General features: G+C 66.4%; 23 protein-coding genes. 11 read left to right on the top strand and 12 right to left on the bottom strand.

Translation table 11 applies throughout. The features are described from left to right. Positions 1-14: 14 nt before the first annotated feature. The 6 genes from MRBLAR12_RS01885 to MRBLAR12_RS01860 all read right to left on the bottom strand — a co-directional run bounded on the left by MRBLAR12_RS01885 (position 15) and on the right by MRBLAR12_RS01860 (position 6,077). Positions 15-791: an SDR family NAD(P)-dependent oxidoreductase gene (locus MRBLAR12_RS01885; RefSeq protein WP_229992394.1), complete on the bottom strand. Its 777-nt coding sequence runs from the start codon at positions 789-791 to the stop codon at positions 15-17. 27 nt (positions 792-818) lie between these two features. Then, on the bottom strand, positions 819-2,198 hold the full coding sequence (locus tag MRBLAR12_RS01880; RefSeq protein ID WP_229992393.1) for an MFS transporter: 1,380 nt from the start codon (positions 2,196-2,198) through the stop codon (positions 819-821). 215 nt (positions 2,199-2,413) lie between these two features. Then, positions 2,414-3,172: a maleylpyruvate isomerase family mycothiol-dependent enzyme gene (locus MRBLAR12_RS01875; protein WP_364743114.1), complete on the bottom strand. Its 759-nt coding sequence runs from the start codon at positions 3,170-3,172 to the stop codon at positions 2,414-2,416. Then, on the bottom strand, positions 3,172-3,993 hold the full coding sequence (locus tag MRBLAR12_RS01870) for a fumarylacetoacetate hydrolase family protein (RefSeq protein ID WP_364743111.1): 822 nt from the start codon (positions 3,991-3,993) through the stop codon (positions 3,172-3,174). Before MRBLAR12_RS01870 ends, MRBLAR12_RS01875 begins: the two co-directional genes overlap by 1 nt. Continuing rightward, complete coding sequence (locus MRBLAR12_RS01865) at positions 3,990-5,123, bottom strand: cupin domain-containing protein (protein ID WP_364743108.1); 1,134 nt, start codon at positions 5,121-5,123, stop codon at positions 3,990-3,992. The genes MRBLAR12_RS01870 and MRBLAR12_RS01865 overlap by 4 nt, the downstream gene beginning before the upstream one ends. Positions 5,124-5,255: 132 nt before the next feature. Continuing rightward, positions 5,256-6,077, bottom strand: a complete 822-nt coding sequence (locus tag MRBLAR12_RS01860; RefSeq protein WP_229992389.1) for an IclR family transcriptional regulator — start codon at positions 6,075-6,077, stop codon at positions 5,256-5,258. Between the two features lie 49 nt (positions 6,078-6,126). On the opposite strand from MRBLAR12_RS01860, the gene MRBLAR12_RS01855 reads away from it, so the two are divergent. Further along, positions 6,127-7,458: an MFS transporter gene (locus MRBLAR12_RS01855; protein WP_229992388.1), complete on the top strand. Its 1,332-nt coding sequence runs from the start codon at positions 6,127-6,129 to the stop codon at positions 7,456-7,458. Further along, positions 7,451-8,707: an FAD-dependent oxidoreductase gene (locus tag MRBLAR12_RS01850; protein WP_364743104.1), complete on the top strand. Its 1,257-nt coding sequence runs from the start codon at positions 7,451-7,453 to the stop codon at positions 8,705-8,707. Before MRBLAR12_RS01855 ends, MRBLAR12_RS01850 begins: the two co-directional genes overlap by 8 nt. 87 nt (positions 8,708-8,794) lie before the next feature. On the opposite strand, the gene MRBLAR12_RS01845 is transcribed toward MRBLAR12_RS01850, so the two are convergent. After that, complete coding sequence (locus MRBLAR12_RS01845) at positions 8,795-9,496, bottom strand: SCO1664 family protein (protein WP_364743101.1); 702 nt, start codon at positions 9,494-9,496, stop codon at positions 8,795-8,797. A 28-nt stretch (positions 9,497-9,524) separates the two neighbouring features. Further along, positions 9,525-10,202 carry an MSMEG_4193 family putative phosphomutase gene (locus MRBLAR12_RS01840; protein WP_364743098.1) on the bottom strand — a complete coding sequence of 226 codons (678 nt, stop codon included), beginning with the start codon at positions 10,200-10,202 and terminating at the stop codon, positions 9,525-9,527. 92 nt (positions 10,203-10,294) lie between these two features. On the opposite strand from MRBLAR12_RS01840, the gene MRBLAR12_RS01835 reads away from it, so the two are divergent. After that, a complete protein-coding gene (locus MRBLAR12_RS01835; protein ID WP_364743095.1) occupies positions 10,295-11,683 on the top strand; it encodes a sigma 54-interacting transcriptional regulator in 1,389 nt (462 codons plus the stop codon). Between the two features lie 14 nt (positions 11,684-11,697). Beyond that, positions 11,698-13,701: a vWA domain-containing protein gene (locus tag MRBLAR12_RS01830; RefSeq protein WP_364743092.1), complete on the top strand. Its 2,004-nt coding sequence runs from the start codon at positions 11,698-11,700 to the stop codon at positions 13,699-13,701. 71 nt (positions 13,702-13,772) lie between these two features. On the opposite strand, the gene MRBLAR12_RS01825 is transcribed toward MRBLAR12_RS01830, so the two are convergent. Further along, on the bottom strand, positions 13,773-14,444 hold the full coding sequence (locus tag MRBLAR12_RS01825; protein WP_364743734.1) for a DNA alkylation repair protein: 672 nt from the start codon (positions 14,442-14,444) through the stop codon (positions 13,773-13,775). A 163-nt stretch (positions 14,445-14,607) separates the two neighbouring features. After that, complete coding sequence (locus tag MRBLAR12_RS01820; protein ID WP_364743090.1) at positions 14,608-15,339, bottom strand: hypothetical protein; 732 nt, start codon at positions 15,337-15,339, stop codon at positions 14,608-14,610. A gap of 298 nt (positions 15,340-15,637) precedes the next feature. Here MRBLAR12_RS01820 and MRBLAR12_RS01815 point away from each other — a divergent pair, with 298 nt between their 5' ends. Further along, positions 15,638-15,778 carry a hypothetical protein gene (locus tag MRBLAR12_RS01815; protein ID WP_364743087.1) on the top strand — a complete coding sequence of 47 codons (141 nt, stop codon included), beginning with the start codon at positions 15,638-15,640 and terminating at the stop codon, positions 15,776-15,778. Here MRBLAR12_RS01815 and MRBLAR12_RS01810 read toward each other — a convergent pair. Next, positions 15,775-16,407 carry a dihydrofolate reductase family protein gene (locus MRBLAR12_RS01810; protein ID WP_364743084.1) on the bottom strand — a complete coding sequence of 211 codons (633 nt, stop codon included), beginning with the start codon at positions 16,405-16,407 and terminating at the stop codon, positions 15,775-15,777. The genes MRBLAR12_RS01815 and MRBLAR12_RS01810 overlap by 4 nt on opposite strands. 594 nt (positions 16,408-17,001) lie before the next feature. Here MRBLAR12_RS01810 and MRBLAR12_RS01805 point away from each other — a divergent pair. Further along, positions 17,002-17,733 (top strand): hypothetical protein, encoded by a 732-nt coding sequence (locus MRBLAR12_RS01805; RefSeq protein WP_364743081.1) that lies wholly within the window; start codon positions 17,002-17,004, stop codon positions 17,731-17,733. Between the two features lie 249 nt (positions 17,734-17,982). Next, positions 17,983-18,900 (top strand): C2 family cysteine protease, encoded by a 918-nt coding sequence (locus MRBLAR12_RS01800; protein ID WP_364743078.1) that lies wholly within the window; start codon positions 17,983-17,985, stop codon positions 18,898-18,900. Between the two features lie 74 nt (positions 18,901-18,974). Here the strand turns inward: MRBLAR12_RS01800 and MRBLAR12_RS01795 are convergent, their stop codons facing one another. Continuing rightward, on the bottom strand, positions 18,975-20,123 hold the full coding sequence (locus MRBLAR12_RS01795) for a helix-turn-helix domain-containing protein (protein ID WP_364743076.1): 1,149 nt from the start codon (positions 20,121-20,123) through the stop codon (positions 18,975-18,977). A gap of 184 nt (positions 20,124-20,307) precedes the next feature. On the opposite strand from MRBLAR12_RS01795, the gene MRBLAR12_RS01790 reads away from it, so the two are divergent. Genes MRBLAR12_RS01790 through MRBLAR12_RS01775 form a run of 4 tightly spaced genes read left to right on the top strand, consistent with a single transcriptional unit; the run spans position 20,308 to position 25,738 of the window. Then, complete coding sequence (locus MRBLAR12_RS01790) at positions 20,308-21,831, top strand: amino acid permease (RefSeq protein ID WP_364743073.1); 1,524 nt, start codon at positions 20,308-20,310, stop codon at positions 21,829-21,831. After that, positions 21,828-23,219 carry a M20 family metallo-hydrolase gene (locus MRBLAR12_RS01785; protein WP_364743071.1) on the top strand — a complete coding sequence of 464 codons (1,392 nt, stop codon included), beginning with the start codon at positions 21,828-21,830 and terminating at the stop codon, positions 23,217-23,219. The genes MRBLAR12_RS01790 and MRBLAR12_RS01785 overlap by 4 nt, the downstream gene beginning before the upstream one ends. Next, positions 23,216-24,028, top strand: coding sequence for a nitrilase-related carbon-nitrogen hydrolase (locus tag MRBLAR12_RS01780; protein ID WP_364743068.1), 813 nt, complete (start codon positions 23,216-23,218; stop codon positions 24,026-24,028). Before MRBLAR12_RS01785 ends, MRBLAR12_RS01780 begins: the two co-directional genes overlap by 4 nt. A 51-nt stretch (positions 24,029-24,079) precedes the next feature. Continuing rightward, entirely contained in the window at positions 24,080-25,738 is a 1,659-nt protein-coding gene (locus tag MRBLAR12_RS01775) for a flavin monoamine oxidase family protein (protein WP_364743731.1), read from the top strand. Positions 25,739-25,793: the final 55 nt, after the last annotated feature.

Below are 25,793 nucleotides of genomic sequence, written 5' to 3'. Positions count from 1 at the left end.
TCAGTTCGCAAGGGTCAGGAAATCTGCAGTCCTCCGTTAATGTCATACGTCGCGGCCGTGATGAAGCCGGCATCCTCGCCCAGCAGGAACACCATCAGCGCGGCGATGTCCCGTACGGTTCCCACCCGGCCCACCAGGATGTCGGCAGCCATGGCGGCTTTTCGCTCATCCGTGAGTGTTCCACCCATGATGTCCGTGTCCACGGGGCCGGGAGCCACGCAGTTGACGGTGATTCCGTGCTGGCCCATTTCCCGGGCCAGAGCCCGTGTGAAACCGATGATGGCAGCTTTCGAGGCACTGTAAGCCACCTTGGAGTAGGTGCCGCCTCCGCGCTGGGCGGAGATGGACGAGACGCTCACGATCCTTCCTAGCTTCCGCTCGATCATGCCCTTGAGCACCCGCTGGGATACCAGGAACGTGCCGGTCATGTTGATTTTGAACACCCGCTCCCACGCCCCGAGCGTCTCGTCCATGAACTCCGTGGGTGAGCTGATACCTGCCAGGTTGGCCAGGCCAACGATCGGCGGCAGGGTGGATTCAACCTCGTCAATGGCGGCGTTGACGGCCTCCGGGTCGGAGACGTCCGCGCCCACGCCAATCGCCTGGACACCGTAAACGGCGGTGATTTCCTCCGCTGCGTTCCGGGCTGCGTCGCCGTCGACATCCAGGATCGCAACCGCCCAGCCTCCGCTGGCGAGCATTTCCGCCGTCGCCCGTCCGATGCCGCGGGGAGAGGCCGCGCCGGTCAGCACGGCGGTCCGCTTCACCGGAAACGCTTTTTGCTGAGTCATGTCCCTTAGCCCTTCGTCGCCTGATTGTCAGTTCTGGATGTCGAAGTCGTCGGAAGCTACAGCTTCTTCCCCGACCGTGGAGGGCGTACCGGGCTTCACATGTCCCTCCGGGCGCTTGCGTGCGTAGAGATAGGTCGCGACGGCCGTGATGCCGAGGCAGGCCGACAGGAACACGAGGCCGGAACGGTTATCGCCCGAGGCGTCATTTAGCAGCCCCACGGCGTAGGGAGCCACGAACCCGCCCAGATTACCGAGCGAATTCACCATGGCCAGACCGGCTGCTGCCGCAGCACCGACCAGGGCAGTCGCGGGCATGGCCAGGAACGGGGCAATAGCGGAGTAAATGCCCATGGCCGCCAGCGTCAGGGCCATCAGTGCCAGGATCGCGTTGACCTCGACCAGGTAGCCGGCAGCCAAGAGACCGATGGCCGCCATGATCATGCTCAGGGTCGCGTGCAAGACCCGGTTACCGGTACGGTCCGAGCGCTTGCCCCAGAAGTACACAAAGATCGCCGCAATCGTGTAGGGGATGGCAACGATAAAACCGACCTGCGTGGTGCTGAAGTCCCCGAGTGCGGCAACGATCGTCGGCATCCACAGCCCGAGGCCGTAGATACCGCAGACCAGCCCGAAGTACAGCGCTGCGTAGGCAATGGTCCGGGGGTCCTTGAGGCCGGCCAGGAAATGATGGGGCTGCCCCTTCTGCTTGTGGGCCAGCTCATCGTCCATGGTCCTGGTCAGCCATTCGCGCTCATCGTCGGCCAGCCAATGCGCCTGGCTGGGGCGGTCGGTCATCAGGACCGGGGTCAGAATCCCGAGGATGATGGCGGGGATGCCCTCAACGATGTAAAGCCACTGCCACCCCTGCAGGCCAAGAATGCCGTCCATCTGCAGCAGCAGGCCCGAAACCGGAGCGCCAAGGGCATTGGACACCGGCTGCGCCAGGATGAAGATCCCCAGCACCGTGACGCGCTGGGCGGCCGGGAACCACAGCGTCAGGTAGAAGAGGATGGCGGGGAAGAACCCTGCCTCGGCGGCACCGAGCAGGAACCGGACGATGTAGAAGCTGGTTTCGCCGTTCACCAGGCACATGGCGGTCGCAAAGATGCCCCATGAGATGAGGATCCGGGCGATCCATTTGCGGGCGCCGAACCGGTACATTCCGGCGTTGCTCGGGATTTCCAGCAGCGCGTAGCCGAGGAAGAAGATGCCCGCGCCGAGGCCGTATGCCGATGCGCTCAGGCCAATGTCCTCGCTCATGGTCAGCTTCGCGAAGCCGACATTGTTCCGGTCCAGGTACGCAATGAAGTAGAGCAGGACGATCAGTGGCATGATGCGGCGGCGCGCCCTGCGCAGCGTGCGCTGGCCGAGTTCGTCGAGATGATTGGCAGGATTGATGGAAGTCATGGTTCACCTCGCTGTGAGAAACGAGCCCCGCCGGGGTTCCTCAGCGGAACAGCTCATGTTTACCACTCTGCTCCGCAATAGTCACCACACTGAGTAATCGCACATGCAGATGGTTACCGGGATGGAAAGTAGCCGGCGGTCCCTGCGGTATTTAAACCGGAAAAGCCCCCTCGGGTGAGGGGGCTTTTCCGGTCTGCTGCTGGAATCCGTGGGGCTCAGATCCACTTCGGTGCGGCCGGAACCTTGCCGTTGCCGGCTTCAGCGCCGGACCCGCTGGCGGTGACGCCGCCGTTGCCGCGGCCGGCGGCCCATTCGACGACGGTCGCGAGCGGTCCGGAGACCACGGTAGGGGACGCCGACGTCGTGTCCCCGAATGTGAGGCCGCGGTCCGTTACCTTGACCACGAGGTCCGCATCGGTGCCGCGGGCCTTCCAGGCGCCGGTGATGTCCTTCAGGAGCCGCTCCAGCACGGGAACCGGGATGTCGGTGAAGCTGGCGCCGTTGGCCAGGTCCACGGCGTGCATCCAGACTTCCCGGCTGCGCATCCAGACCGTTTCGGTGGCAGGCACTTCCCGGCCCTGGATGGTGCGGACTAAGTGGCGCCAGGCGTCCCCGGGCAGGTCCCGCCATTCGACGTTCAGGTGCACGGCGGAGTGGTCGAACAGGTGCCGCAGCGCGATCGGGCTCAGGGTTGCCCCGAAGTCGATCTCGTGGTCGCGGACCGCGGTGGAGGCGTACATCGGGGTCTCCACGCCGGTGGCCGCCCACTCGATGAGCCGCGCGATCGCACGGGCGTTGTAGCCGATGTGCGCGGTGATGTGGCGTCGGGTCCAGCCCGGCAGCAGCGAATCGCCGTCGAGCTCCGCGTCGGAGAGTTCGTTGAGCTTGCGGGCGAAGAACGCCGTGCCCCGGCGTGCCTGCAGCAGGGCCGCAAGCAGCTCCGGGTCCGTCGTCTGGTCGTGGCGGGCAACCATCAGGCTTCCTTGACCACGCGGTTCTTCAGCTGGCCCAGGCCCTCGATGGTGGTGACGAGGATCTGGCCTTCCTGCAGGTAGCGCTTCGGGTCCTGGGCGTGGCCCACGCCTCCCGGAGTGCCGGTGGCGATGACGTCGCCCGGGTTCAGCGTGATGATGGTGGAGATGTAGGAGACCAGGAACTCGGGGGTGAAGACGACGTCGTTGGTCGGGGTCTGCTGCTGCACTTCGCCGTCGACCGCGGTGGTCATGAGGCCGCCGCTGAACTCGTCCTTGGTGACCAGCGCGGGGCCGAAGGGGGTGGACTTTTCCCAGGTCTTGCCCTGCAGCCACTGGATGGTGCGGAACTGGTAGTCGCGCATGGACACGTCGTTGAGCACGGCGTAGCCGGCGATGTGCTCCGCGGCGTCGGCTTCGCTGATCCGGCGGCCCTTCTTGCCGATGACGACGGCGAGTTCGGATTCCCAGTCGACGGTACCGGATTCCTGCGGCAGGGCCAGATCATCGTTCGGGCCGATCAGGGATTCCTGGTACTTGGCGAACAGGGTGGGGAACTCGGGGACTTCCCGGCCCATTTCCTTGATGTGGTTGCGGTAGTTGTGGCCCACGCAGATGATCTTGCCGGGGGAGGGCACGACGGCGTCAAGGTTGGCGCCCTCGAGCGGGTGCGTGGCGCCTTTGGCTGCCTTCGCGGTCGCTTCCCAGTCCGCTGAGCGGAGCAGCTCTCCGACGTCGGCGAAGCCGTCGATCTCGGTCAGGGTGTCGCCGTCCTGGCGCACGGCCTTGGTGCCGGTTTCGGTGCGGAGGGTGAGGAGTCTCATGCGTTCTTGCGTCCTTCGAGGTAGGTGCGGTTGAAGTTCAGTCGTTCGAAAATGGGGGCGTCACTGAAGCGGAAGAGGTCAAACCCGGTCTCGGCCTGCAGGGACCAGGCGGCCCAGGACGGGACGACGAAGAGGTCGCCCTTCGCCAGGGTCCTGGTTTCGCCGTTCAGGACCACGGAGCCGGAGCCCTCGAAGACCTGCCAGACGCTGGAGCCGACCTCGCGGAGGGTCTCGGTGGCGGCGCCGGCGCGCAGGCGGTGGAATTCGGCCCGGATGGTCGGCATCACATCCCCGCCCGTGGTGGGGTTGGTGTAGCGGACGGCGGCGTGGCCCTGGGACACGGTGGCCGGGTGGCCCTCGTCTTCCAGCAGCAGCTGCTCGGCCAGTGCGCGGTCCGTGTATTCCCAGCGGTACGCCGCGATGGGGGAGCTCGTGGTGTCGTCCAGGCCGGAGAGCGGGCGCAGGCCCGGGTGGGCCCAGAGCCGCTCGGAGCGGGAGATGTCCGGGGTGGCCTCATCGGTGACGCGCTCGGTGCCGAACTCGAAGAAGCCGGCGTCGGCGTAGTGCACGAACGGGATATCCAGGCCGTCGATCCAGGCCATCGGCTCATCGGTGTCGTTGTGGTGGCCGTGGAAGTTCCAGCCCGGGGTCAGCAGGAAGTCGCCGCGCGACATCCGCACCGGGTCCCCGTTCACCACGGTCCACACGCCCTCGCCCTCGACGACGAAGCGGAACGCGTTCTGCGAGTGCCGGTGTTCCGGCGCGGTTTCACGGGCACCGAGGTACTGGATGGCTGCCCACAGCGTGGGCGTGGCGTACGGGGTGCCGGCCAGGCCCGGGTTGGCCAGGGCAATGGCCCGGCGCTCCCCGCCCCGGCCCACCGGGACCAGATCCCCGGCACGGGCCGCCAGCGGGTACAGGTCGCTCCACCGCCAGACATGGGGGACCGCCTTGGGGGTCGGGACCATCGGCATCAAATCCGCGATCTCGGTCCAGAGCGGGATCAGGTTCTCCCGGTCAAAATCCCGGTACAGCTCTTTGAGCTGGGCAGCCTCTTCGGGCGTCGGCTCCGGAGCAGTGTGCCCCGCGGCCACTGATTCGTGAGTCGTGTTCTCGGCGCTGATGGACACGTGGGCCTCCTCGGTAGGTCAGAACAGTTCTTTGACGTGCTTCGACTCTACGGATGCCGATGTGTGATCCCCAACATATTCTGCTGGTCAGAATTCCCTGAACCGGTGCTGTTAGTTTGAAATGCAGGGTGCTCAGTCCGGGTCGGCCGGGTTGGCCACGATATCAATCTCCAGCTGCCGGCAGGTTTCCCGCAGCGCTGGGACGAGTCCGGCGTCGAACACCCGCCGGAAGCGGGTCGCGGGAGTGGCGACGCTGAGCGCGCCGACCACGTGCCCGTGCCGGTTGTGCACGGCCATGCCGAGCGCGCTCACGCCCTCCTCCGTGCCTTCGAAATTCGCCGCGAAGCCGTTGCCGCGAATGGACTCAAGCTCGCGCAGGAACGTCGGATATTCATTGTCCGCAATCGTGTCGCCGCCGATTTCCGCGTTGTGGCTGCGGAACAGCTGCTCGATCATCGGCGGGTCCAGCTCGGCGAGCATGGCCTTTCCGCCGGAGGTTTTGTTGGCTGGCATGACCGTGCCCTGCCGGTCACCCACCCGCAACACATTGCCGCCCTCCACGGTGGCCAGGAACCGGACCTTCGTCCCCACCCGGACCATGAGATTCACGGTTTCGTTGAGCCGTGCAGAGAGAAGCTCCATGTGCGGCTGGGCTAGTGATCGGAGGAGCCGGGTCCAGCTCAGCCCGGCCGGCCCGACCCCCATTGCCGGGCCCGGGACATAGCGGCGGGTTTCATCCTGCACGGCGAATCCCCGGTAGACCAGCATCGCCAGAAGGCGGTGGGCGGTGGACGGCGCCACGCCCAGCTCCTCGGCGGCGTCCTTGAGCCGCAGTGCACCGTTGTCGCGGAGCAGCTGCAGGAGCTGCAGCGCGTTGTCGACCGCCTCGATGGAGTAGGTGGGCCGCTTCTGGACAGGTTTGCGGGCTGCTCTGGCCAACGGTTTGTTCTGCACATCAGAATTGTATTGTGGTTCACCTGCGGCGGCTAGGACAGTAAGTGGCATGAATCACACACCTTCCGCTGCACCGCCGCAACGGTCCTCGCCGGGGGCCCCTGCCCCCTCTACCGCTGATGGGCCCGCATCACGGTTCTCCAAAAGCTCGGCAGCCGCCGTCCTGGTCTGCTGGCTGCTGGTGGTCTTCGATGGCTACGACCTGATCGTCTACGGCACCGTCCAGTCCTCCCTGATCTCCGAGACCGGCTGGGGGCTGACCAAGGCCACCGCCGGAACCATTGGCTCCATGGCCTTCGTCGGCATGATGCTCGGGGCGATCTTCGCCGGCCGGATGGCCGACTCCTGGGGGCGCCGCCGCACCATCCTCGGCTGTGCCGTCGTCTTCTCGGTTTTCACCATCCTCTGCGCCTTCGCCCCCAGCGCGGCCGTCTTCGGCGGACTGCGGCTTCTGGCCGGCATTGGACTCGGGGGCCTGGTGCCCTCGGCCAACGCCCTCGTCGCCGAACTGGTCCCCACCAAGTGGCGGTCCACGATCGCCACCCTGATGATGTCCGGCGTCCCGATCGGCGGATCCATCGCCGCCCTGGTCGGCATCCAGCTGATCCCCGCCTTCGGTTGGGAGTCCATGTTCCTCGTGGCCGTGCTGGCCCTGCTGATCGTGGTGCCGCTCGGACTGAAATACCTGCCGGAGACGCTGGCCCCGGTCAATGCCGAGGACAGGGGAACGCGCAACCTCAAGGAGCCGATCGGCTTCAAGTCCCTGCTCCGCGCCCCGTACCTGGGGGTCAGCCTGCTGTTCGCCCTGGCGACAATCGCCACCCTCTTCGCCTGGTACGGGCTCGGTACCTGGCTGCCCAACCTCATGCAGCTGGCCGGCTACAACCTGGGCTCCGCCCTGACCTTCGCCCTGGCCCTGAACCTGGGCGCGGTGGCCGGCTCGGTGATCACCGCCTGGGCCGGGACCCGGTTCGGTCCGATCCCGACGGCGATCGCCGCGGCGGCCGTCGCCGCCGGCGCGCTCGTGGTCCTGGTTACGGGACCGCCGGTCACGGTCGTGTACCTCATGCTGGTCCTCGCCGGCGTCGGCACCCACGGCACGCAGTGCCTCATCATCGCCGCCGTCGCGAGCCACTATCCCGGGCACCTGCGCGGGACCGCGCTGGGCTGGGCGCTGGGGACGGGCCGGATCGGCGCCGTCGCCGCACCCCAGATAGGCGGCCTCCTGCTGGCCGCCGGCCTCGGCGTCAACTCCAATTTCCTCGCCTTCGCCGGTGCCGCCGCCATCGCCGCGGTCCTGCTGGCCGCCGTCGGCCTCAAACTCAAGTCAAAATCCTCAATCTCACCCGCACTCTCAACAACAGGAGCAAGCAATGTCTGAGCACGCCACGTCCACCGATGTCCTCGTCATCGGAGGGGGAATGGCCGGACTGGCCGGAGCCCTCGCGCTCCGGGAAAACGGCGCCAACGTCACCCTCGTGGAACGTGCCCCCGAATTCGGCGAAGTCGGCGCCGGCCTGCAGATGGCCCCCAACGCCTCCCGCGTCCTGAAGCGCTGGGGCCTGCTGGAAAAGGCACTGGAAATCGGCGTCCAGCCCAAGCACCTGGTCTTCCGCGACGCCGTCACCGGCGAGGAGCTCACCCGCCAGAGCCTCGGCGGGGAATTCGAGGAACGCTACGGCGCGCCGTACGTCGTGATCCACCGCAGCGACCTGCACCGGGTCCTGCTCGAAGGCTGTGAAGCGGCGGGCGTGAAGCTCGTCAACGACGTCATGGTCGAAAGTGTTGAGACCGTGAACGGCCGGGGTGTAGCCCACACCGCCGCCGGTGTGGACTACTCTGCCGACGTCGTGATCGGCGCCGACGGGCTCAAGTCCACTCTCCGCCCGCTGGTCGCCAGCGACGAGCCGGTTCCCTCGGCGTACGTGGCCTACCGCGGAACCGTGCCGATCACCGAAAACACGCCCAAGGCGGACCTCGAGGACGTCATCGTCTACCTCGGACCGGACTGCCACCTGGTGCAGTACCCGCTGCGCAAGGGCGAACTGCTGAACACCGTGGCTGTGTTCAAGTCCGCTTCCTTTGAGCGCGGTGAAGAGCAGTACGGGGGATTGGACGAGCTTGAGGCTGCGTACAAGGATTGTGTTCCGGCCGTCCAGGATGCGCTGAAGAACCTGGGCACCAGCATGCGCTGGCCCATGTACGACCGCGACCCGATCGAGAACTGGGTCGCCGGCCGGATGGTGCTGATGGGCGACGCCGCGCACCCGATGCTGCAGTACCTCGCCCAGGGTGCCTGCCAGGCGCTTGAGGACGCGGCCGTGCTGCAGGACGTCAGCAACGGCACCGTCTTCACCGCAGCCGGCGTCAACCCGGAAGCCTGGGACGGGGCGATCAAGGAATTCAACAACGTCCGCGCCGGCCGCACCGCCCGGGTCCAGCGCACCGCCCGCGTCTGGGGCGAATCCTGGCACGTCTCCGGGCTGGCCCGTACGCTGCGCAACCTGCTGTTCAAGAGCCGGAAGGACGACGACTTCCAGTACAATGACTGGCTGTACGGCCAGGACGCCGACGGCGCGCCCGCAGCCCGCGCTGCCCGCTCCACTCTGGCGGACCGGATTCCTGCCTGACCTGGAACGGGTCCCCGGCCGGCTCATCGGCTAACCCATCACGTGCTGCGGACCGGCTCCACTTAGGAGCCGGTCCGCAGTGCGTTCCTATACCAGCGGCCACGGGTAACGCATGCCGGTGCGGTCAACCGGCAGCACCCCGTCGTGCAGCAAGCGCCGCACCCGGCGCTGCAGGGCCTTTACCTCTGCATCGTCGAGAAGCTCCGCCACGTCTCGCGGCACTTTCTCGGCGAGCGGGGCAATGCCTTCGAGAAAGGTCCCGGGGATGGGAACACCGGCGAAGTCCCAGATCACGGTGCGCAGTTTGAAACCTGCAGAGAAGCACAGTCCATGATCGATGCCCCACACCCTTCCGTCATGGCCGCGGAGCACGTGCCCGCTCTTGCGGTCGGTGTTGTTGGCGACGCAGTCGAACAGTGCGATCTGCAACAACCGGCGATGGGTCTCGGGCGCGTCAGCGTACAGAGTGAAGTAATGCTCACGGAAGTCGCACTCGATGAACCACTGAAGCGAACCCACACCTGCCGGGGCTTCCTCACGAATCACCGTTGGCGGCACGAGTCCCCACTCCAGGGACTCGCTAAGCAGATAGGCCGCGCGTTCGCGCCGGTAGAGCCCCGCCTCAAAATCGGACAGCGGCCGTTCCCCCGCCTCCGGCTTGTAGACTGCGCAGGCAGAGTCGTCCCCGCAGGAGACCCGGGCGAGGTATGTCTCGTTGCTGCTGCGCAGGATGCGTCCGAGCAGCTCGACGCGGCCTTCGGTGAGCAGCGTCAGCTCCCGTCCGGCCACCGTCTGCCCCCTTTTACTCTGTCCGCTCTCACGGCGCCCTCAGCCCACTGAGGGGTTCCGAGGTCGAATTCACCATGAGAACGGCAGGTTCCTGACCGTCCACGTATGAGATGGCCGAAACCGACGCCGGGCTGATGACGATCCTCTGGAAAAGGTCCAGGGGCGTGCCCAGGGCGTGAGCGACGGCGGCCTTGATGGGGTCGGCGTGGGAGAAGCACACGACGACGCCCCCGGCGTGGGCTGTGCGCAGTGCCTCGAGCGCTCCGACGATCCGCGCCTGCATTTCCGTGAAGCTCTCGCCATTCGGGAAACGGAAGGTCGAGGGGCTGCGCTGTACGGTCTGCCACTGCGGCATACCCGCCAGTTCAGCCAACGCGGCGCCGGTCCACTCGCCGAAGTCGCATTCGATCAGGCCGGCGTCCTCATTCACCTCAAGTCCGGCGCGGGCTGCCGTGGGCTCCGCCGTCTCGCACGTGCGCTCCAGGGGGGAGGAGTAGATACCGTCGACCCGAAGTCCCGCGAGGCGCTCCGCGACCCGGTACGCCTGGTCCCTGCCACGGGCGGACAGGTGCAGCCCCGGTGCCCGCCCCGGCAGCACCCTGCCCGTAGTGGGCGTCTCCCCATGGCGCACCAGAAGCAGGAGCGTGCCCTGCCGCTCGGGTGGGGTAGCGGGTGCCGGCGATGCCGGCGGCGGTGCTGCAGTCATTAGAATCCAGCGTAAGCCGCACTGCAGCCCGTGAGCAGGGAATCTGAACAAATCCCTCGATTCCCCGCCCGGTCGAGGACTACCTTAGAGGGGTGAGTGATCGTCCCGATATCTTCACTGTTGGCGAATTGCGTGCAGCCGGCCACGTTCACAAGGACCTGCGCCGCGAAATCCGCGACAACCTGCTCGCCGCCCTTGCCGCGGGCCGCGATCCGTGGCCCGGGTTGTACGGTTTCGGCCGGACCGTCCTGCCCCAGCTCGAGCGTGCACTGATCGCCGGCCACGACGTCGTCCTGCTCGGCGAACGGGGACAGGGCAAGACACGGCTCCTGCGCACCCTGTCCGGGCTGCTGGACGAGTGGTCGCCGGTGATCGAGGATTCGGAACTGAACGAACACCCGTACGAACCCATTACGGAGCACTCCCGCGCCCGTGCCCTCACCGAAGGGGACCGGCTGCGGGTTGCGTGGCGTCACCGCTCGGAACGCTATGTGGAGAAGCTCGCGACGCCGGACACCTCCGTCGCCGACCTCATCGGCGACGTCGACCCGATGCGGGTGGCCGAGGGCCGCCGGCTCGGCGACCCGGAAACCATCCACTACGGTCTTGTCCCGCGCTCCAACCGCGGGATCATCGCCATCAACGAACTGCCCGACCTCGCCGAGCGCATCCAGGTCTCCATGCTCAACGTGATGGAAGAGCGTGATATCCAGATCCGTGGCTACGTGCTGCGGCTGCCGCTCGACGTGCTCGTCGTCGCGTCCGCCAACCCGGAGGACTACACCAACCGCGGCCGGATCATCACGCCCCTGAAGGACCGCTTCGGCGCCGAGATCCGTACCCACTACCCGATAGAGCTGGACGACGAGGTCGCCGTCATCCGGCAGGAAGGGCAGCTGGTGGCGGACGTCCCGCCCGTCATCCTCGAGATCCTGGCCCGTTACACCCGGGCGCTGCGCCAGTCCCCAGCCATCAACCAGACCTCCGGCGTTTCAGCACGGTTCGCCATTGCGGGCGCCGAGACCGTCGCTGCGGCGGCGCTGCGCCGGGCGAGCGTGCGAGGGGAGGGCGAGGCCGTCGCACGGATCGTCGACCTGGCAGCCGCAGCAGAAGTCCTCACCGGGAAAGTTGAGTTCGAGTCCGGTGAGGAAGGGCGTGAGGAAGCCGTCCTCGACCACCTCTTGCGCACGGCCACGGCCGAAGCTGCGCGGGCGCATTTTCAGGGCATCGACATGGGTCCCCTCGTGGCTGCGCTCGACGGCCACACCACAGTGACCACCGGGGAACAGGTCACGGCGCGGGAGTTCCTCCACAACCTTCCGGCGCTCAACGGCTCCCGCCTCTACGACGACATCAGTGAGCGCCTGGGCGCGAAAAACGACGGGCAGCGCGCCGCCGCCGTCGAACTCGCCTTGGAAGGTCTCTACCTCGCCCGGCGGATCGCCAAGGAGTTCGACGACGAGGCGACGATCTACGGCTGACTACAGGAGGCCTCATGACCGCACACAACAGGTCAAAATATGGCCGGTACACGGGTGGACCCGATCCGCTCGCCCCGCCGGTTGACCTGGCGGAGGCGCTTGACGCGATCGCCGAGGACGTCATGGCGGGCTACTCGCCCCGGCACGCCCTGCAGGAGTTCCTGCGCCGCGGTGGCCGGAACCGGGAAGGGCTCGACGATCTTGCCCGGCGCGTGCAACAGCGCCGCAGTGAACTGCTGGGCCGCCACCGGCTGGACGGCACCCTCACCGAAGTCCAGAAGCTGCTCGATACCGCGGTGCTGGAGGAGCGCAAGCAGCTCGCCCGTGACGCCATGATGGACAACACCGACCGCGCCTTCCGGGAGATGCAGCTGCAGAATCTGCCCCGGTCCACCGCAGCGGCTGTCAACGAACTCGCCTCCTATGACTGGCAGTCCAGCGCCGCGCGTGTTGCCTATGAGCGGATCAAGGATCTGCTGGGCCGCGAGATCCTGGACCAGCGTTTCGCCGGCATGAAACAAGCGCTGGAGGACGCCACTGACGAGGACCGCGCAGCGGTGAACGAGATGCTGCGAGACCTCAACGAGCTCCTCGGAAAACACCGGCGCGGCGAAGACACCGACGCGGACTTCCAGGAGTTCATGGCCCGGCACGGCCACTTCTTCCCGGAGAACCCGCAATCAGTCGAGGAGCTGGTGGACGCCCTCGCCCAGCGCGCGGCCGCCGCCCAGCGGCTCCTGCAATCCATGTCTCCGGAGCAGCGAGATGAGCTGATGCGGCTGTCCGCGCAGGCGTTTGGCTCGCCTGAACTCATGGCCGAGCTCGACCAACTCGACGCCAGCCTGCGCGCCCTCCGGCCAGGCGAGGACTGGGCCGGCTCCGAACGCTTCGAGGGCCAGGAGGGGCTCGGGCTGGGCGATGGCACCGGCGTGCTGCAAGATGTGGCCGAACTCGATGAGCTGGCCGAACAGCTCTCCCAGTCCTATAACGGCTCACGCCTCGACGACCTGGACCTGGATGCCCTCGCCCGCCAGCTCGGGCAGAATGCTGCCGTGACCGCACGTACGCTCGCGGAGATCGAGCGGGCGATGCAGGAAGGCGGTTACCTGCGGCGCGGGGCCGACGGAGACCTCCGGTTGTCGCCGGCCGCCATGCGGCGGCTCGGCAGGTCACTTTTGCGGGATACCGCCAAGCAGCTCTCCGGGCGTCAGGGGCGCCGGGACACACGCGTCGCCGGGGCGGGCGGCGAGCAGACCGGCTCCAGCCGGCAGTGGGAGTTCGGCGATGCCGAGCCGTGGGACGTCACCCGCACCATGACCAACGCGATCCGCCGCACCATGGCCGACGGCGGCGATCCGGGCCGCGGCTTGCGCCTCGCCGTGGGCGACATCGAGGTGACGGAGACGGAGGCGCGCACGCAGGCCGCCGTCGTCCTGCTGGTCGATGTGTCGTTCTCGATGGCCGCCGAGGGACGGTGGGTGCCGATGAAGCGCACCGCGCTCGCTTTGCACCACCTGGTCTCCACCCGGTTCCGCGGGAACCGGCTGCAGCTGATCACGTTCGGCCGCTACGCGCAGTCCATGGACATCGGCGAGCTCACGGCCCTGCCGGCCCTGCGGGAGCAGGGAACCAACCTGCATCACGGTCTGCTGCTGGCCGGCCGTTTCTTCCGCCAGCATCCGTCGATGCAACCCGTCCTCCTCGTGGTGACCGACGGCGAACCCACCGCGCACCTGCTGGCCGACGGCGAGTCGTGGTTCTGCTGGCCGCCGGACCGGGAAACCATCCGCGTCACGGTCGCCGAACTTGACCGGCTGGGGCGTGCGGGCGCCCAGGCAACGTTCTTCCGGCTTGGCGACGACCCTGGGCTCGAGCGGTTCGTCCAGCGTATGGTCCGCCGGGTTGGCGGCCGGGTGGTCGCGCCCGAAGCCGGGGACTTGGGGGCTGCCGTTGTGGGGGAGTACCTCCGCGCTCACTTCCGCGGCCGCCCCTACGACGACGCCGATTGGGTTCCATAGGCGGCGAGGCCCCTCGCAGCCGGTTCTTATCGGGCGCCGCGTCCTGGGGGAGTAGCAGTGCGCGAACCGTGCTACTTGTCTTGCTGTCGGCGAACCATCTCGGTGATCCAGATAGGCGCGAACGGAGACGTGCAGTTCGGGGGAGTCGGGTAGTCCTTGAGCACCCCCAGGCGCTCACCGATGTCGAGTGCACGGGCCCGGTGCTCGGCGTGCTCGATCCCGATCTGAGCCAGGCAGTGATTCATCGCCCACTGCAGGCGATCCGGGGCGTTTTTCATCTCCATCTCGATGACGTCGAGCAGTCCTGCGAGGTCGAGGCCCTCGGGATTCTTCGCCACCCGCTCCGTGGTCAGCGCCCAGCCGGCACTCGCGACCACTGGGTCCGGATCCGCGGACCAGGCCAGGCGCAGTTCTTCGGCGTGCGGGTTCTTCTTCACCACGTAGTTCACGAGCCAGTCGTGCACCTTGGGGGTGCGCGCCTCGCGCAACATGACGTCCAACTCGTCACGCTCGAACGCCTTCGGGCGGCAGATCAGGATCGCCAGCAGTCTCGCCGCGGTGTCACCCGTCTCCCAAAGCTGGCGGGCGAGTTCCTGCTGCGTCCTCAGCCGCTTCGCGAGCGCGCGCAGTTTGCTGAGGTTCACACCGTGATCGTCGCCGTGTTTCTCGTTCACCTCCCGTGCCCTCGGGTCCTCGAGCCCGGCCAGCTCGGCCATCACCTCGGCCATCGTCGTCTCTGCCATCGTCGTCTCTGCCACATCAGCCTCCTGTCCACACTTGTGGGATTCAGCCTACTGGGGAAGCGCGCTCAACCGGGGGAGCAGCAAGCGCACAGTCAAGAAGCAGCAGGGAACGGTAGAGGCCCGGCGACCATGGGGGTCGACGGGCCTCCGTAAATGGTGAGCGTTAACGCCGTCCGGGATCTCCCGGCGATGGCGGGTACGGCGGGTACGGCTGCTGCATTGGCTGCGCCTGGGGCGGGTACTGACCCTGCTGCGGATACTGACCCGGCTGGGGCTGGTAGGGCTGGGGCTGGTAGGTCTGGCCCTGCTGCTGACCCGGCTGGGCTTGCGTCGGCTGGTAGGGCTGGCCCTGGGCGTACGGGGACGGAGCCGGCCCCTGGGGCTGATGTACCGGGACGTACGGCGGCTGCATGGGCATCCGGGCGTAGGCGGCCTGCGCATTCTCCGCCCGCGCCTTTGCCCGGGCCTCAACGGCCCGGGCGGAGAAGAACCGCTGGTGTCCGAGATATACGACCACGAAGAGGCCGACGGCGACGGAGAAGAACGCAACTGCCGTCACTCCGGACGTCAGGCCACGCATGAGGCCGTAGACGAGCGTCAGCAGGCCGCCGATAAGGAACCCGCCGGCGAACAGTGGCTTCCTCGATTCGGTCCAGATACTGGCTCCCAGGATCACGAGAGCCGAGACGAGCGCCGCAATGGTGACGTTGCGGTTGTAGTCGCGCATCGCGGACTGGTGGGCGTCGATGGCTGACTGCCTGGCCGCCGCGTCGAGACTAGCCAGCGATAGCAGTTCAGGGGCCGGATAGAAGGTGGCGATGCCGAGGCCAACGAAGAGCACAAGGATGATGCCCAGGCCGATCGAGTAAAGCACGCGCAGGGATTTTTCGGTCATACCCATATCATGCGCAGGCAGTCAGGTGGAGACGAGCAGGCGCGCCTCTTAGTGTCGGACTTATTCGTCCCGATGCACGAGCGGAAACTTGGCGAATTCTGCAGTGTCGGAGCAGCCCAGCCAGAAGCAGGCGGCCATGCGCGCCCAGATCTCTGTCAGCGGCTCCGATCTAAGCTCGCGTTGGTAACCAGGTCAGCGTCGCTGCTGCATGGTGATTGCCACCAACTAGTTTGGGCAGAAGATCAGCCCCTCTCGACTGATTATGCAACGCCGATAATCAACATTATGTAAAGTAGAAATGATCCGACTGCAGAATCTGCAGATTAGGACCCGTGCCAGTACTGAGAAGGACCAACGGCTAGCCATGCTCAAGGCCTGCCTCGCCAATGACGACACCCTGAGCTTCCGGGTCACCGCGATGTCGGGTTGGCGCAGCTAGAACACGTGTTCGGGGTCCACAGTGGACGTTGCGTACTCCGGACGCCCGAGAGGCCGATAGGTCTGGATGGTTATGCCGCGGGAAGTGGTCCGCGTGTTGACCAGTTCGAGCGCGATGTCGGGGCCGGAATCGGGGAACAGCCGTGTGCCCTGGCCGACGATGACGGGGTAGGTGAGCAGGTCGAGCTGGTCGACCAGGTCGTTGGCGAGCAGCCATCGGACGAGGGCACCGCTGCCGGGCACCAGCAGTTCGCCGTCTTGCTGCGCCTTCAGACCACGGACGGCCGCGGCGACGTCGCCGCTCAGGACATTCGTGCCCGCCCACTGAGGGTCGGTGAGGCTGGTCGATGCCACGTACTTGGGCCGGCTGTTCAGTGCGGCGGCGATCGGGTTCGTGGTCGGATCGATCATCGTTCCCCAGTAGCCGGCGAAGATCTCGTACGTCCGGCGGCCGAAGAGGAACGCCGCCGCACCGCCGTAGACCTGGTTGAGATAGTCCCCGGTTTCGGTATCGAGAAGAGGTATGGCCCATCCCCCGCGGTTGAAGCCCCCGCTGCGGTCTTCGTCAGGTCCGCCCAACCCCTGCATCACGCCGTCCACCGAGACGTTGGTCGTCGTCGTCAATCTCATGTCGAGTGACACCCCTTCTGGATCTGCGCTACTTGCTAAACAAGCACACTTGCAGTTGCTTATCAACGGCCTAGCGTCGCGTGGTGCGCAGCAGGGACTATGCGCTTCTCAGGGACCTTGGGCGTAGAAGTCGCGGAGCAGAACCTGCGATGCAGAACAGTGCCACGAGTACGGGACCGGCGAATCCCTTGATGTAGATACGAACATGTACGACGGCGGGGAACCACAGCACAGACCAAACCAGACCACTGAACAAGAGATGGAGCGCCTGCATTGACAAGTACACCGCCCGGCCCGCCCGCGGCCGCTGTCTATGATCCCCAGCCATGCCCCGGCACCCCGCTGCCTCAACGCAGCATGAGGTCATCCACAAAAAAGCCGCCGACGCCGGCCCCCTTCCGTCCGCGCCGGCAGACCGCGCTCCCCCGCTGAAGCAGGCGCTTGAGGTGATCCGGCCCAACCGGCACCGTTGGCGGGCGATGTGCGCAGGGGCCTAGGAGATCTCCTCCAGAGCGCATATGCTGTCCCGATTCACGGTTCTTTGCCGGGCGTCAACTACAAACTGTCCGGCACGACTTCACCTTGGGGGACAACATGTTCGGTAAGTCCAACCGCAAGAACGGCCTGCCCCGCGATGCGGCAGCGCCATCCCCGGGATTCGATCCCCTTCCGGGAGCGCAACTGGCGGGCCGGATTGTCCTGGAACGGCTGCTCGGAGCAATGCGCGATGAGCGTGGCGTCCATGTCGAGTCTTTGGCGACCGCCCTGGGTGCGCTGGCCGGCCGGGCGTGCCAGATCGCAGCACTGGAAGGGCTCAACTCGGGCGCGGCACAGTACCGGGGGTTGTCACTGCTGACAGTCGGTGGCGCCAACGGCGATGAATACTTCGTTGGCGATGCCATCAACCGTCCGCTGGCGGAGTCCACGCACTCGGTCTGGAGTCTGGTGGCTGGGGCAGCCCAGCAGCACGGCGCCCAGGTGCCGGACCTCAACGAGCTCTTCCACCACAGCGCGAGCACCCTTGGCGGAGCGGAGTTCGGCCTGCCGCGCTTCGCTCCGGGAACCAATGCCGGTGGCACGCCTCGGAGCTATCTGGCCATGTGGGAACCCCTGCAGGCACCCGTCCGGCAGGCTGCGCCCCGGCCGGAGCAGTGGCCGGTGGCCTATGGCCTTGCCGTCCAGAACCTGTTCGCGATGGCAAAGGGCCAATTTGACCTTGGTGTCCTGACCCGCGTCGTCATGGACAGCGCCATCGCGACCTCGAAACTCAAGCTGCCGCTGCCAACCCCGGCACACGCCGGCCTCCCGGTCCAGTCGGAGGGCTAGCTCCCGGGCGGAAGACGGCCGTGCAATGCCGTGTAGCGCCAAGGAATGCCGCGACACAGCGGTGACTTCGATGGATTTGCCTGTGAATCGTTTGCCGGCCCTTGCGTGACTCTGGTTGCCTGGGGCAAGCTGTTGGTCGGGTGGTGAATTAAGCAACTGAGAAGTGTCCGACGGCGGGGGTGCCGTTGGACCCCTGCCGCAGCGAGTCCGCCGTCGGGCAGGAGCCCGCAGAACGGGAGGGCACGCAGCATGCAACGTGCGGTATCCAGGCCGGCCAAATTTCGCGCACTTATCATTTCTTCACTGATTGCAGTGGTGGTAATTTTTGGAATTGCGTTTGTTTCTATTTCCCGGTCGACAGTTGCGCCGTTTTCCGGCCCTGCGCCGGTTCCGGGACAATCCGGCCGACCAGTGAGTAATCCTGCCGCGACTGGGCGCGCAACGTTCCAAAAAGTCCCGAACCAGGTGTTGTTCGCGCTTGATAGTGCCGGCCAACCTGACATCTCCGGAGACCTGGACAATATCAAGCAGGGTGATGCCGGCGATTGCTATTTCCTGGCAGCCTTGATGACAGTGGCAGCGCGCTCGCCGGAGACCGTTTTGAACATGGTTCACGATAATGCTGACGGCACCTACACCATTTCATTCCACAGCAAGTATGACGGCGCGCCCAATCCGGTGACAGTGACGCTTAATGGTGACCTTCCGTATCGCCACGGCAAACCCTTTGAAAATGGCATCGAAAATATCGACGGCAAGAACGTTTCATGGGCCGCCATTATCGAGAAAGGGTGGGCGGCCGCGAACGGCAACCGCTATGCCGGCATCGATGGCACCGATCTCAGCAACGCCGAGGATCACGATGTGCATAATGCCCTTTATGCGATCACCGGCATGGAGGGCGTCGACCGCAATCCCGGCGGCCCCATGACGGGAGTAAGCTTCGCGCAAATCGAGCAGGATTTCACGAACGGCCTCATAACGCTTGGGACCTCCAACGACGACGGCAAGTTGGTATCCGATCATTCCTGCGCATTGCTGGGCGTGGATTCCTCCAACCAAACCGTCGTGGTCGGAGATCCGCAAGGCGGCCAAGATAGGCTGACATTTGAGACTTTCCAGTCCACGAACATCAACCAGTACATCGCGCTACCGACCTATCCTTGAGATCCGAGCTCGTGAACGAAGGACGCGCCCTGGCGCACGCCTCCCCCATCGCTCATGCTGCGGTTCAAGGCTGCTTAGCCTCCGATGGCAAGCAGGGCCAGCGCGCTATCGCGTGGTTTTTGAAGGTCCAGGCCGGTGTAGCCCTCGAACGCCGCCAGCCGATTAACAACGGTGTTCCGGTGGCAGGCGAGCCGGTCGGCCGTTGCCACGAGGCTGCCGAGTTCCAGGAACGTCCGTGCTGCTTCCAAGAGGCGTTCCCGCTCCGCCTCGCTGCACCGACCAAGCGCCGAAAGTATGAGGCTTTCAGGGTTGCAGCCCACTTGCGAGAGCCGGTGTGCCGTGATGGACAACCAGCGGTCCCGCAACGTGAACACTCCCCTGCTGCCCATGGGCAGGTCCTTCATGATTTCCCTGGCAGCGCTGACGGCTGTGCGCACTCCTGCGATCCCGTCGGCGTGCGGTGCCACTGCAACGGCCACGCCGTCGAACAATGCGGCCTCCTGGAAACTCAGCTTTTCGTCGGAGGATGCCGTCCGGGGCCGGATGACCAAGGTGTGGTGGCCCTGGTCATAGGTCAGCACGGGAACGTCCCGGGGTGGGCGCGCCCGGATCCGCCTCCGGACCAGCAGACCGTCGTTCCGGTCGATGGCCGCCACCAGGAACACGGCGTGCGGGCTAATCCGCAGGGCGCCGGCTATCCGTGACAGATCCGTTGGGGACGGCTCGGCGGGCGCCAACAGCTGCGTCAGGTACTGCTGTTGAAGATCGGCATCGGCGCCCTCAATTTCCTGCAGCTCCCTCAGGTACCGTTCCTGGACGCTGGCTGCGAACCGGTCCACCGTCGCCCAGACGACTTCTGCCTTCTCTACCAGCAGCGCCGGGTCTGCGCCGAGCGCAGGGGCGGCCAGGGCATCCCACAGCACCGAGAAATCCAGCCTGATAGCCCGCACCAGGCTGTCCAAAGGCACTCCCTGCCGGGCTCTGCGGGCACCAAGTTCGGAGGCAATGTCGGCTAGCGCGTCAATTTCCGAGGCCTTCCCGCCGAGGGCCGCGAGCATGGCAGCGAAGGAACGGAAGCTGCTGCGGCGCAGATCTTCAAGGGTGAGACCCGAGTCTGCGTAGGCCGGGTCGGGAAGGATCCGGGTCAGGAACTTTTCCACGAGTTCGGGCAGCTGCGTGCCGACGGCGGCAATCAGACCACGCCATCGTTCGTCCTCGGTCATATCAGTCCTCCCAGACTCGCCGCTCCTATCATCCCCGAAGCGGACCACCACAGGGATGTACGTTCGTACATTTTTTGCCCGCTCGTCTGTCTTCCGCCGTCATGGGCAATGGCCCCGCGCCTTGGGACGATCGAAGTCAGCCGCATCGTGGCGGCAAGCAGACTTTCACCGGCCAGGAGATTCCATGACCATCATTGACACAGTCGAGGAGCGGACAACGGCCGTCCGCCCCGACGAACAGTCCGGCTACAAGAAGGGCCTTTCCAACCGCCAGGTCCAGATGATCGGCATCGGCGGCGCAATCGGTACCGGCTTGTTCCTGGGTGCCGGCGGACGCCTGGCCTCAGCCGGGCCCGTACTCCCTGTTGTGTACGCGATCTGCGGAGTGTTCGCGTTCTTCATTCTTCGCGCCCTCGGCGAACTGGTCTTGCACCGCCCGTCGTCGGGCTCGTTCGTCTCCTACGCTCGGGAGTTCTACGGCGAAAAGGCCGCCTACATTTCCGGGTGGGTCTACTCGCTGTCCTGGGCGCTCACGGCGATCGTGGACATCACCGCCGTCGCGGTCTACCTGAACTACTGGACGGCGTTCAGCAGCGTGCCGCAATGGATCCTCGCGCTGGCAGCCCTGATCGTGGTCACCGGCGTCAACCTCATCTCCGTGAAGCTGTTCGGCGAGCTGGAATTCTGGTTCGCCGTCATCAAGGTGGGCGCCCTCGTGGCGTTCCTCCTGGTGGGCGGCATCTTCCTCGCCGGTAACTTCCCGGTCGCGGGGCACCAGCCCGGGCTATCCCTGATCACTGATCACGGTGGCCTGCTGCCCAACGGGCTCCTTCCTGCCATCGTCATTGTGCAGGGCATCGTGTTCGCCTACGCAGGCATCGACATGATCGGCGTCGCCGCGGGCGAAACCAAGGACCCCCGGAAGATCATGCCGAAGGCGGTCAATGCCGTCATCTTCCGGATCGCCATCTTCTATGTCGGTTCCACGGCGCTGCTGGCGATGCTGCTTCCGTACAGCTCCTATAAGGCCGGCGAGTCACCCTTTGTGACCTTTTTCGCCAGCATCGGGGTGCCGGGCGCCGGTGACGTGATGAACTTCGTGGTCCTGACCGCCGCCCTGTCCAGCCTCAATGCCGGGCTCTACTCCACCGGGCGGATCTACCGTTCAATGGCCCAGACCGGGACAGCGCCGAAGTTCATGGAACGCATGAGCCGCGGCGGCGTACCCTACGGCGGAATCCTCTTCACCGCCGCGTTCACCCTGCTCGGCGTGGGCCTGAACGCCGTTGTTCCCAAGATGGCCTTCGAAATCACCATCAACGCCACCGCCCTCGCCATCCTCTGTACCTGGGCCACCATCATTTTGTGCCAGCTCAAACTGTACAAACTGTCCAAGGCGGGGCTCATGCCCCGGCCCGCCTTCCGGCTCTTCGGTGCGCCCTGGACCTCCTACCTCACGCTGGCCTTCCTGGCCGCGGTGCTGGTCCTGATGCTGTTTGATTTCCCGATCGGAACCTACACGGTCGCTTCCCTGGCGATCATCATCCCGGCCCTGATTGCCGGCTGGTATTCGGTGCGGAGACGCGTCAACGAGCTCGCCACGACCCATCCGCTCACCGGCGCCATCCCGGTACAAGTACCAGCAACCCAGCATTCATCCACCGAGCATTCATCCACGCGGTTCAACAACGAGGAGCACACACCATGACTGCCGCAGCTACACGCCCCACCCATACGCTGGCCGGACCCTCCGCCGGCACCCGCCAGGAAACATCTGACGAGGCCGCGGCGTTCCTCCGCGACTTCCGCAGCCTCTCGGCCATCGGGGAAACACCCGGCCACGGCGTGGACCGCCAGGCCGCCACTGCGGCGGACGCGCAGGCACGTGCCTGGTTCACCTCGCTCGCCTCGCAGTACGGATTCCGCACCGAGACGGACAGGATCGGCAATCTCTTCGCACTCATCGAATGGAACCCCGGCGCGCCTTTCGTGCTGGTGGGATCGCACCTGGACAGCCAGCCGACGGCCGGAAAGTACGACGGCGCCTACGGCGTCGCCGCAGCCCTACACGCCGGCCGCCGGCTGGCGGACCGGTCAGCCTCCGCACCCTCCGACGGCGGCAGCGCGGCCGGTGCGCCCAGATACAACCTCGCCGTCGTTGACTGGTTCAACGAGGAAGGCTGCCGCTTCGCCCCGTCCATGATGGGCAGCTCCGTCTACACCGGAAAGCTCCCGGCCGACGTCGCGCTCGCCGTCACTGACACCGCCGGCACCAGCGTGAGCGAGGCCCTCTCCGAAATCGGGCACCTCGGCAGCGGCGAGGGCCCCACGGCCGCCGCCTACGCAGAGATCCACATCGAACAGGGCCGCTCGATGGAGGATTCCGGCACCACCATCGGTCTGGTCCACGCCTGCTGGGCCGCGGCGAAATACAGCGTGACCGTCCACGGCGAACAGGCGCACACGGGTTCAACGGTCATTGCCGACCGCAGGGACGCGCTGTTGGGTGCATCCCGACTGGTGGTGCTCCTGCGCGAAATCGCGGACCACTTCAGCGGCGCCGTGCTGCACACCTCCGTGGGCCAGCTGACCGTCTACCCGAACTCGCCCGTGGTGGTACCGTCCCGGGTGGAACTGGTCATGGACCTGCGGACAGCCGACGAGGAGATCCTGGCCTCAGCCAAGGCCCTGCTCCGCGCCGGCATCGCCAGTATCGAGGCGGAGGCCAACGTCAGCATTGACGTCGCGGAGTCCCATGCCTGGGGCATCAATCCCTACCAGCCCGCCGGTGTGGCCCTGGCCGCCGAATGCGCAGCCGAACTGGGCCTCAGCCACCGCCAGGTGTTCACGCTGGCCGGACACGACTCCATCAACATGAAGGACGTCGTCCCGACGGTCATGCTGTTCGTCCCCAGCGTGGACGGCATCTCCCACAACGAACGTGAGTACACGAACGACGGCGACGCCTGCGCCGGCGTGGACATGCTCACCCGCGTGGTGGAACGGCTGTGCAACGGGGACCTCGACGGCGCCGCGGCCCCCGGGTCCGGCACCGCGGCTCCCGGGTCCGGCACCTGGCCTGAGGGCGTCCAGTGACCGGCCGAATCAGGGTGGCCGTCGTGCAGGGCACCGGGCTGGTCAACTCCCCGCAACAGAACCTGGACCGGCTTGCCTCCCGCGCGCAGGAAGCCCGGGCGCAGGGCGCGGATCTGCTGGTGACGCCCGAACTGTACGTCAGCGGCTATGCGCCCAGCCTGGTCCACACCACCGACGGCGCAGCCCAGCGGAGGCAGCTCGCGGACATTGCTGTATCCGCGGGCCTGGCGATCGTGGGCTCCACTGTCGAACACGACCGGGACCGGCACTACATTTCGGCGTCCTTCTTCGACCGCGATGGCGGTGAACTGACCCGCTACCGCAAGCAGCACCTCTTCGGGGCCGCGGAGAAGGGCGCCTTCGACGCCGGGGAGGCGGCACCCGCCGTCGTCCCCTTCAACGGAGTCAACGTTGCCCTCGGGATCTGCTTCGACATCGAGTTTCCCGAATTTGTCCGCGCCGCGGCCCTCGCGGGCGCGGAACTGCTCTGCGTTCCGACGGCGGTCCCGCTGCGCGCGGGCGGCCAGACCGACGCGCACCCCTTCGACACCCGGCTGGTCCCGGCGATGGTGGTGCCCACCCGCGCGTTGGAAAGCCAACTGTTCATCGCGTACGCCAACCACGCCGGCCCGCACTTCGCCGGCCTGAGTACGGTCGCTGATCCGTACGGCCGCCGCCTCGCGGCGGCCGGCGACGACGCGGCACTCATCGTCGCGGACATTGCGGTTGCCACCGTGCGCCAGGCCCGGCGGGACACCGGCTACCTTTCCACCTTCGTTCACAGCGCAGCCAGCGCCCACCCCCAGTAAAGGACCTCCGTGACCATCGCAGCCACCAGCACGCCGACTGCAAACCTGAGCATGCTCATCCCCGACTTCCCGTTCCCCTACGACGACTACATCACCCACACCGCGGGAATCGGCAGCGTCCCCGCCGACATGCACGGCACGGAAGTGGCCGTGGTGGGCGCCGGGATGTCCGGGCTCGTCGCAGCCTACGAACTCATGAAAATGGGGCTCAAGCCCGTTGTGTACGAGTCCTCCCGGATCGGCGGACGGCTTCGCGGAGGAACCCAGCCGGGCCAGTCCGGCCCCGTCGCTGACCTCGGCGGGATGCGTTTCCCGAAGTCCGGTGCCTCGTTCTTCCACTACGCGGACCTCGTGGGCATCGAAACCCAGCCGTTCCCCAACCCGCTGACCCCCGCAGCGGGCAGCACGGTGATCGAGCTCGGAGGCCAGGCCCACTACGCCGAGACACCCGACGATCTTCCCGGCTTCTTCGGGGAAGTCTCCAATGCCTGGAACGACTGCCTGGAGGAACGCGCCCACTTCAGCGCCATGCAGGAAGCCATCCGCACCCGCGACCTGGCCACCATCAAGAAGCTCTGGAACGACCTGGTTCCGCGCTTCGATGACACCTCCTTCTCGGGCTACCTGGCCACGTCGAAGGCGTTCTCCTCCTTGCCGTTCGACTACCGGGAAGCCTTCGGCCAGGTGGGGTTCGGCACGGGCGGCTGGGACACCAATTTCCCGGACAGCATCCTGGAGATCCTCCGGGTCGTCTACGTGGACGCCGACGCCGACCAGCACCGGATCATCGGCGGCGCCCAGCTCCTGCCCGAACGGCTCTGGAACCATGCCCCGTCGGGCCTGGCGTACTGGCCTGAGGGTACCAGCCTTGCGTCCTTGCACGGCGGGCACCCGCGGCCCGGCGTCGCCGCCATCCGGCGGGTTCCCGGCAGTGAGGACGGAACGGCAGCCAGCCAGGGACCCATCGCCGTCACCGACAAATGGGGACAGACGCGCCAGTACGCGGCCGTCATTGCGACGTGCCAGAGCTGGCTGCTCTCGGCACGGATCGACGTCGGCGAATCGCTCTTCAGCCACAAGCTCTGGACCGCGATCGAGCGCAGCCACTACATGCAGTCCTCCAAGACGTTCGTCGTCGTCGACCGGCCGTTCTGGAAGGACATCGACCCGCAGACCGGCCGTCAGGTCATGAGCACCACGCTCACCGACCGGCTCACCCGCGGAACCTACCTGCTGGACAACGGCCCGGACCAGCCTGCCCTGATCTGCCTGTCCTACACCTGGAACGATGATGCCCTGAAGTGGCTGCCGCTGGACGCCGACGAACGCGTCCGGCTCATGCTGCACTCCCTGAAGCAGATCTACCCCACTGTGGACATCGCCTCGCACATCGTCGGCGACCCCATCACGGTCTCCTGGGAGGATGACCCCAACTTCATGGGAGCGTTCAGCGACAACCTGCCCGGCCACTACCGCTACCAGGAACGGCTGTACACGCACTTCATGCAGGACGGAATGGATGCGGCCCACCGCGGGATCTACCTGGCCGGGGACGGCGTCTCCTGGACCGGCGGCTGGGCCGACGGCGCAGTGACCACAGGCCTGAACGCAGTGTGGGGCGTCATGACGCAGCTCGGCGGCAAGACCCATCCGGAGAACCCGGGACCCGGCGACCGTTTCGACGAACTCAAACCGATGCGGCTCCCCTAGTCACCGGGCGTGGGCGGCCGGCAGGGGACACTACTGCCGGCCCCCTGCTCCGCTG

The organism is Arthrobacter sp. LAR12-1-1.1, from assembly GCF_040676555.1.
Classification (GTDB): Bacteria; Actinomycetota; Actinomycetes; order Actinomycetales; family Micrococcaceae; genus Arthrobacter.
Note: the sequence above shows the minus strand (reverse complement) of the source record. Positions and strands in the feature narration are given on the sequence as shown.

Excerpts from the sequence above, each read along its gene's own strand:
- MRBLAR12_RS01875 (WP_364743114.1), bottom strand. The coding sequence starts at position 3,172 with ATGGTTGCCCGCCACGACCAGACGACGGACCCGGAGCTGCTTGCGGCC.
- MRBLAR12_RS01840 (WP_364743098.1), bottom strand. The coding sequence starts at position 10,202 with ATGACTGCAGCACCGCCGCCGGCATCGCCGGCACCCGCTACCCCACCC.
- MRBLAR12_RS01825 (WP_364743734.1), bottom strand. The coding sequence starts at position 14,444 with ATGGCAGAGACGACGATGGCCGAGGTGATGGCCGAGCTGGCCGGGCTC.
- MRBLAR12_RS01885 (WP_229992394.1), bottom strand. The coding sequence starts at position 791 with ATGACTCAGCAAAAAGCGTTTCCGGTGAAGCGGACCGCCGTGCTGACC.
- MRBLAR12_RS01775 (WP_364743731.1), top strand. The coding sequence starts at position 24,080 with ATGCTCATCCCCGACTTCCCGTTCCCCTACGACGACTACATCACCCAC.
- MRBLAR12_RS01880 (WP_229992393.1), bottom strand. The coding sequence starts at position 2,198 with ATGACTTCCATCAATCCTGCCAATCATCTCGACGAACTCGGCCAGCGC.
- MRBLAR12_RS01850 (WP_364743104.1), top strand. The coding sequence starts at position 7,451 with ATGTCTGAGCACGCCACGTCCACCGATGTCCTCGTCATCGGAGGGGGA.
- MRBLAR12_RS01805 (WP_364743081.1), top strand. The coding sequence starts at position 17,002 with ATGTTCGGTAAGTCCAACCGCAAGAACGGCCTGCCCCGCGATGCGGCA.
- MRBLAR12_RS01800 (WP_364743078.1), top strand. The coding sequence starts at position 17,983 with ATGCAACGTGCGGTATCCAGGCCGGCCAAATTTCGCGCACTTATCATT.
- MRBLAR12_RS01815 (WP_364743087.1), top strand. The coding sequence starts at position 15,638 with ATGATCCGACTGCAGAATCTGCAGATTAGGACCCGTGCCAGTACTGAG.
- MRBLAR12_RS01820 (WP_364743090.1), bottom strand. The coding sequence starts at position 15,339 with ATGACCGAAAAATCCCTGCGCGTGCTTTACTCGATCGGCCTGGGCATC.
- MRBLAR12_RS01830 (WP_364743092.1), top strand. The coding sequence starts at position 11,698 with ATGACCGCACACAACAGGTCAAAATATGGCCGGTACACGGGTGGACCC.
- MRBLAR12_RS01790 (WP_364743073.1), top strand. The coding sequence starts at position 20,308 with ATGACCATCATTGACACAGTCGAGGAGCGGACAACGGCCGTCCGCCCC.
- MRBLAR12_RS01785 (WP_364743071.1), top strand. The coding sequence starts at position 21,828 with ATGACTGCCGCAGCTACACGCCCCACCCATACGCTGGCCGGACCCTCC.
- MRBLAR12_RS01810 (WP_364743084.1), bottom strand. The coding sequence starts at position 16,407 with ATGAGATTGACGACGACGACCAACGTCTCGGTGGACGGCGTGATGCAG.
- MRBLAR12_RS01795 (WP_364743076.1), bottom strand. The coding sequence starts at position 20,123 with ATGACCGAGGACGAACGATGGCGTGGTCTGATTGCCGCCGTCGGCACG.
- MRBLAR12_RS01870 (WP_364743111.1), bottom strand. The coding sequence starts at position 3,993 with ATGAGACTCCTCACCCTCCGCACCGAAACCGGCACCAAGGCCGTGCGC.
- MRBLAR12_RS01855 (WP_229992388.1), top strand. The coding sequence starts at position 6,127 with ATGAATCACACACCTTCCGCTGCACCGCCGCAACGGTCCTCGCCGGGG.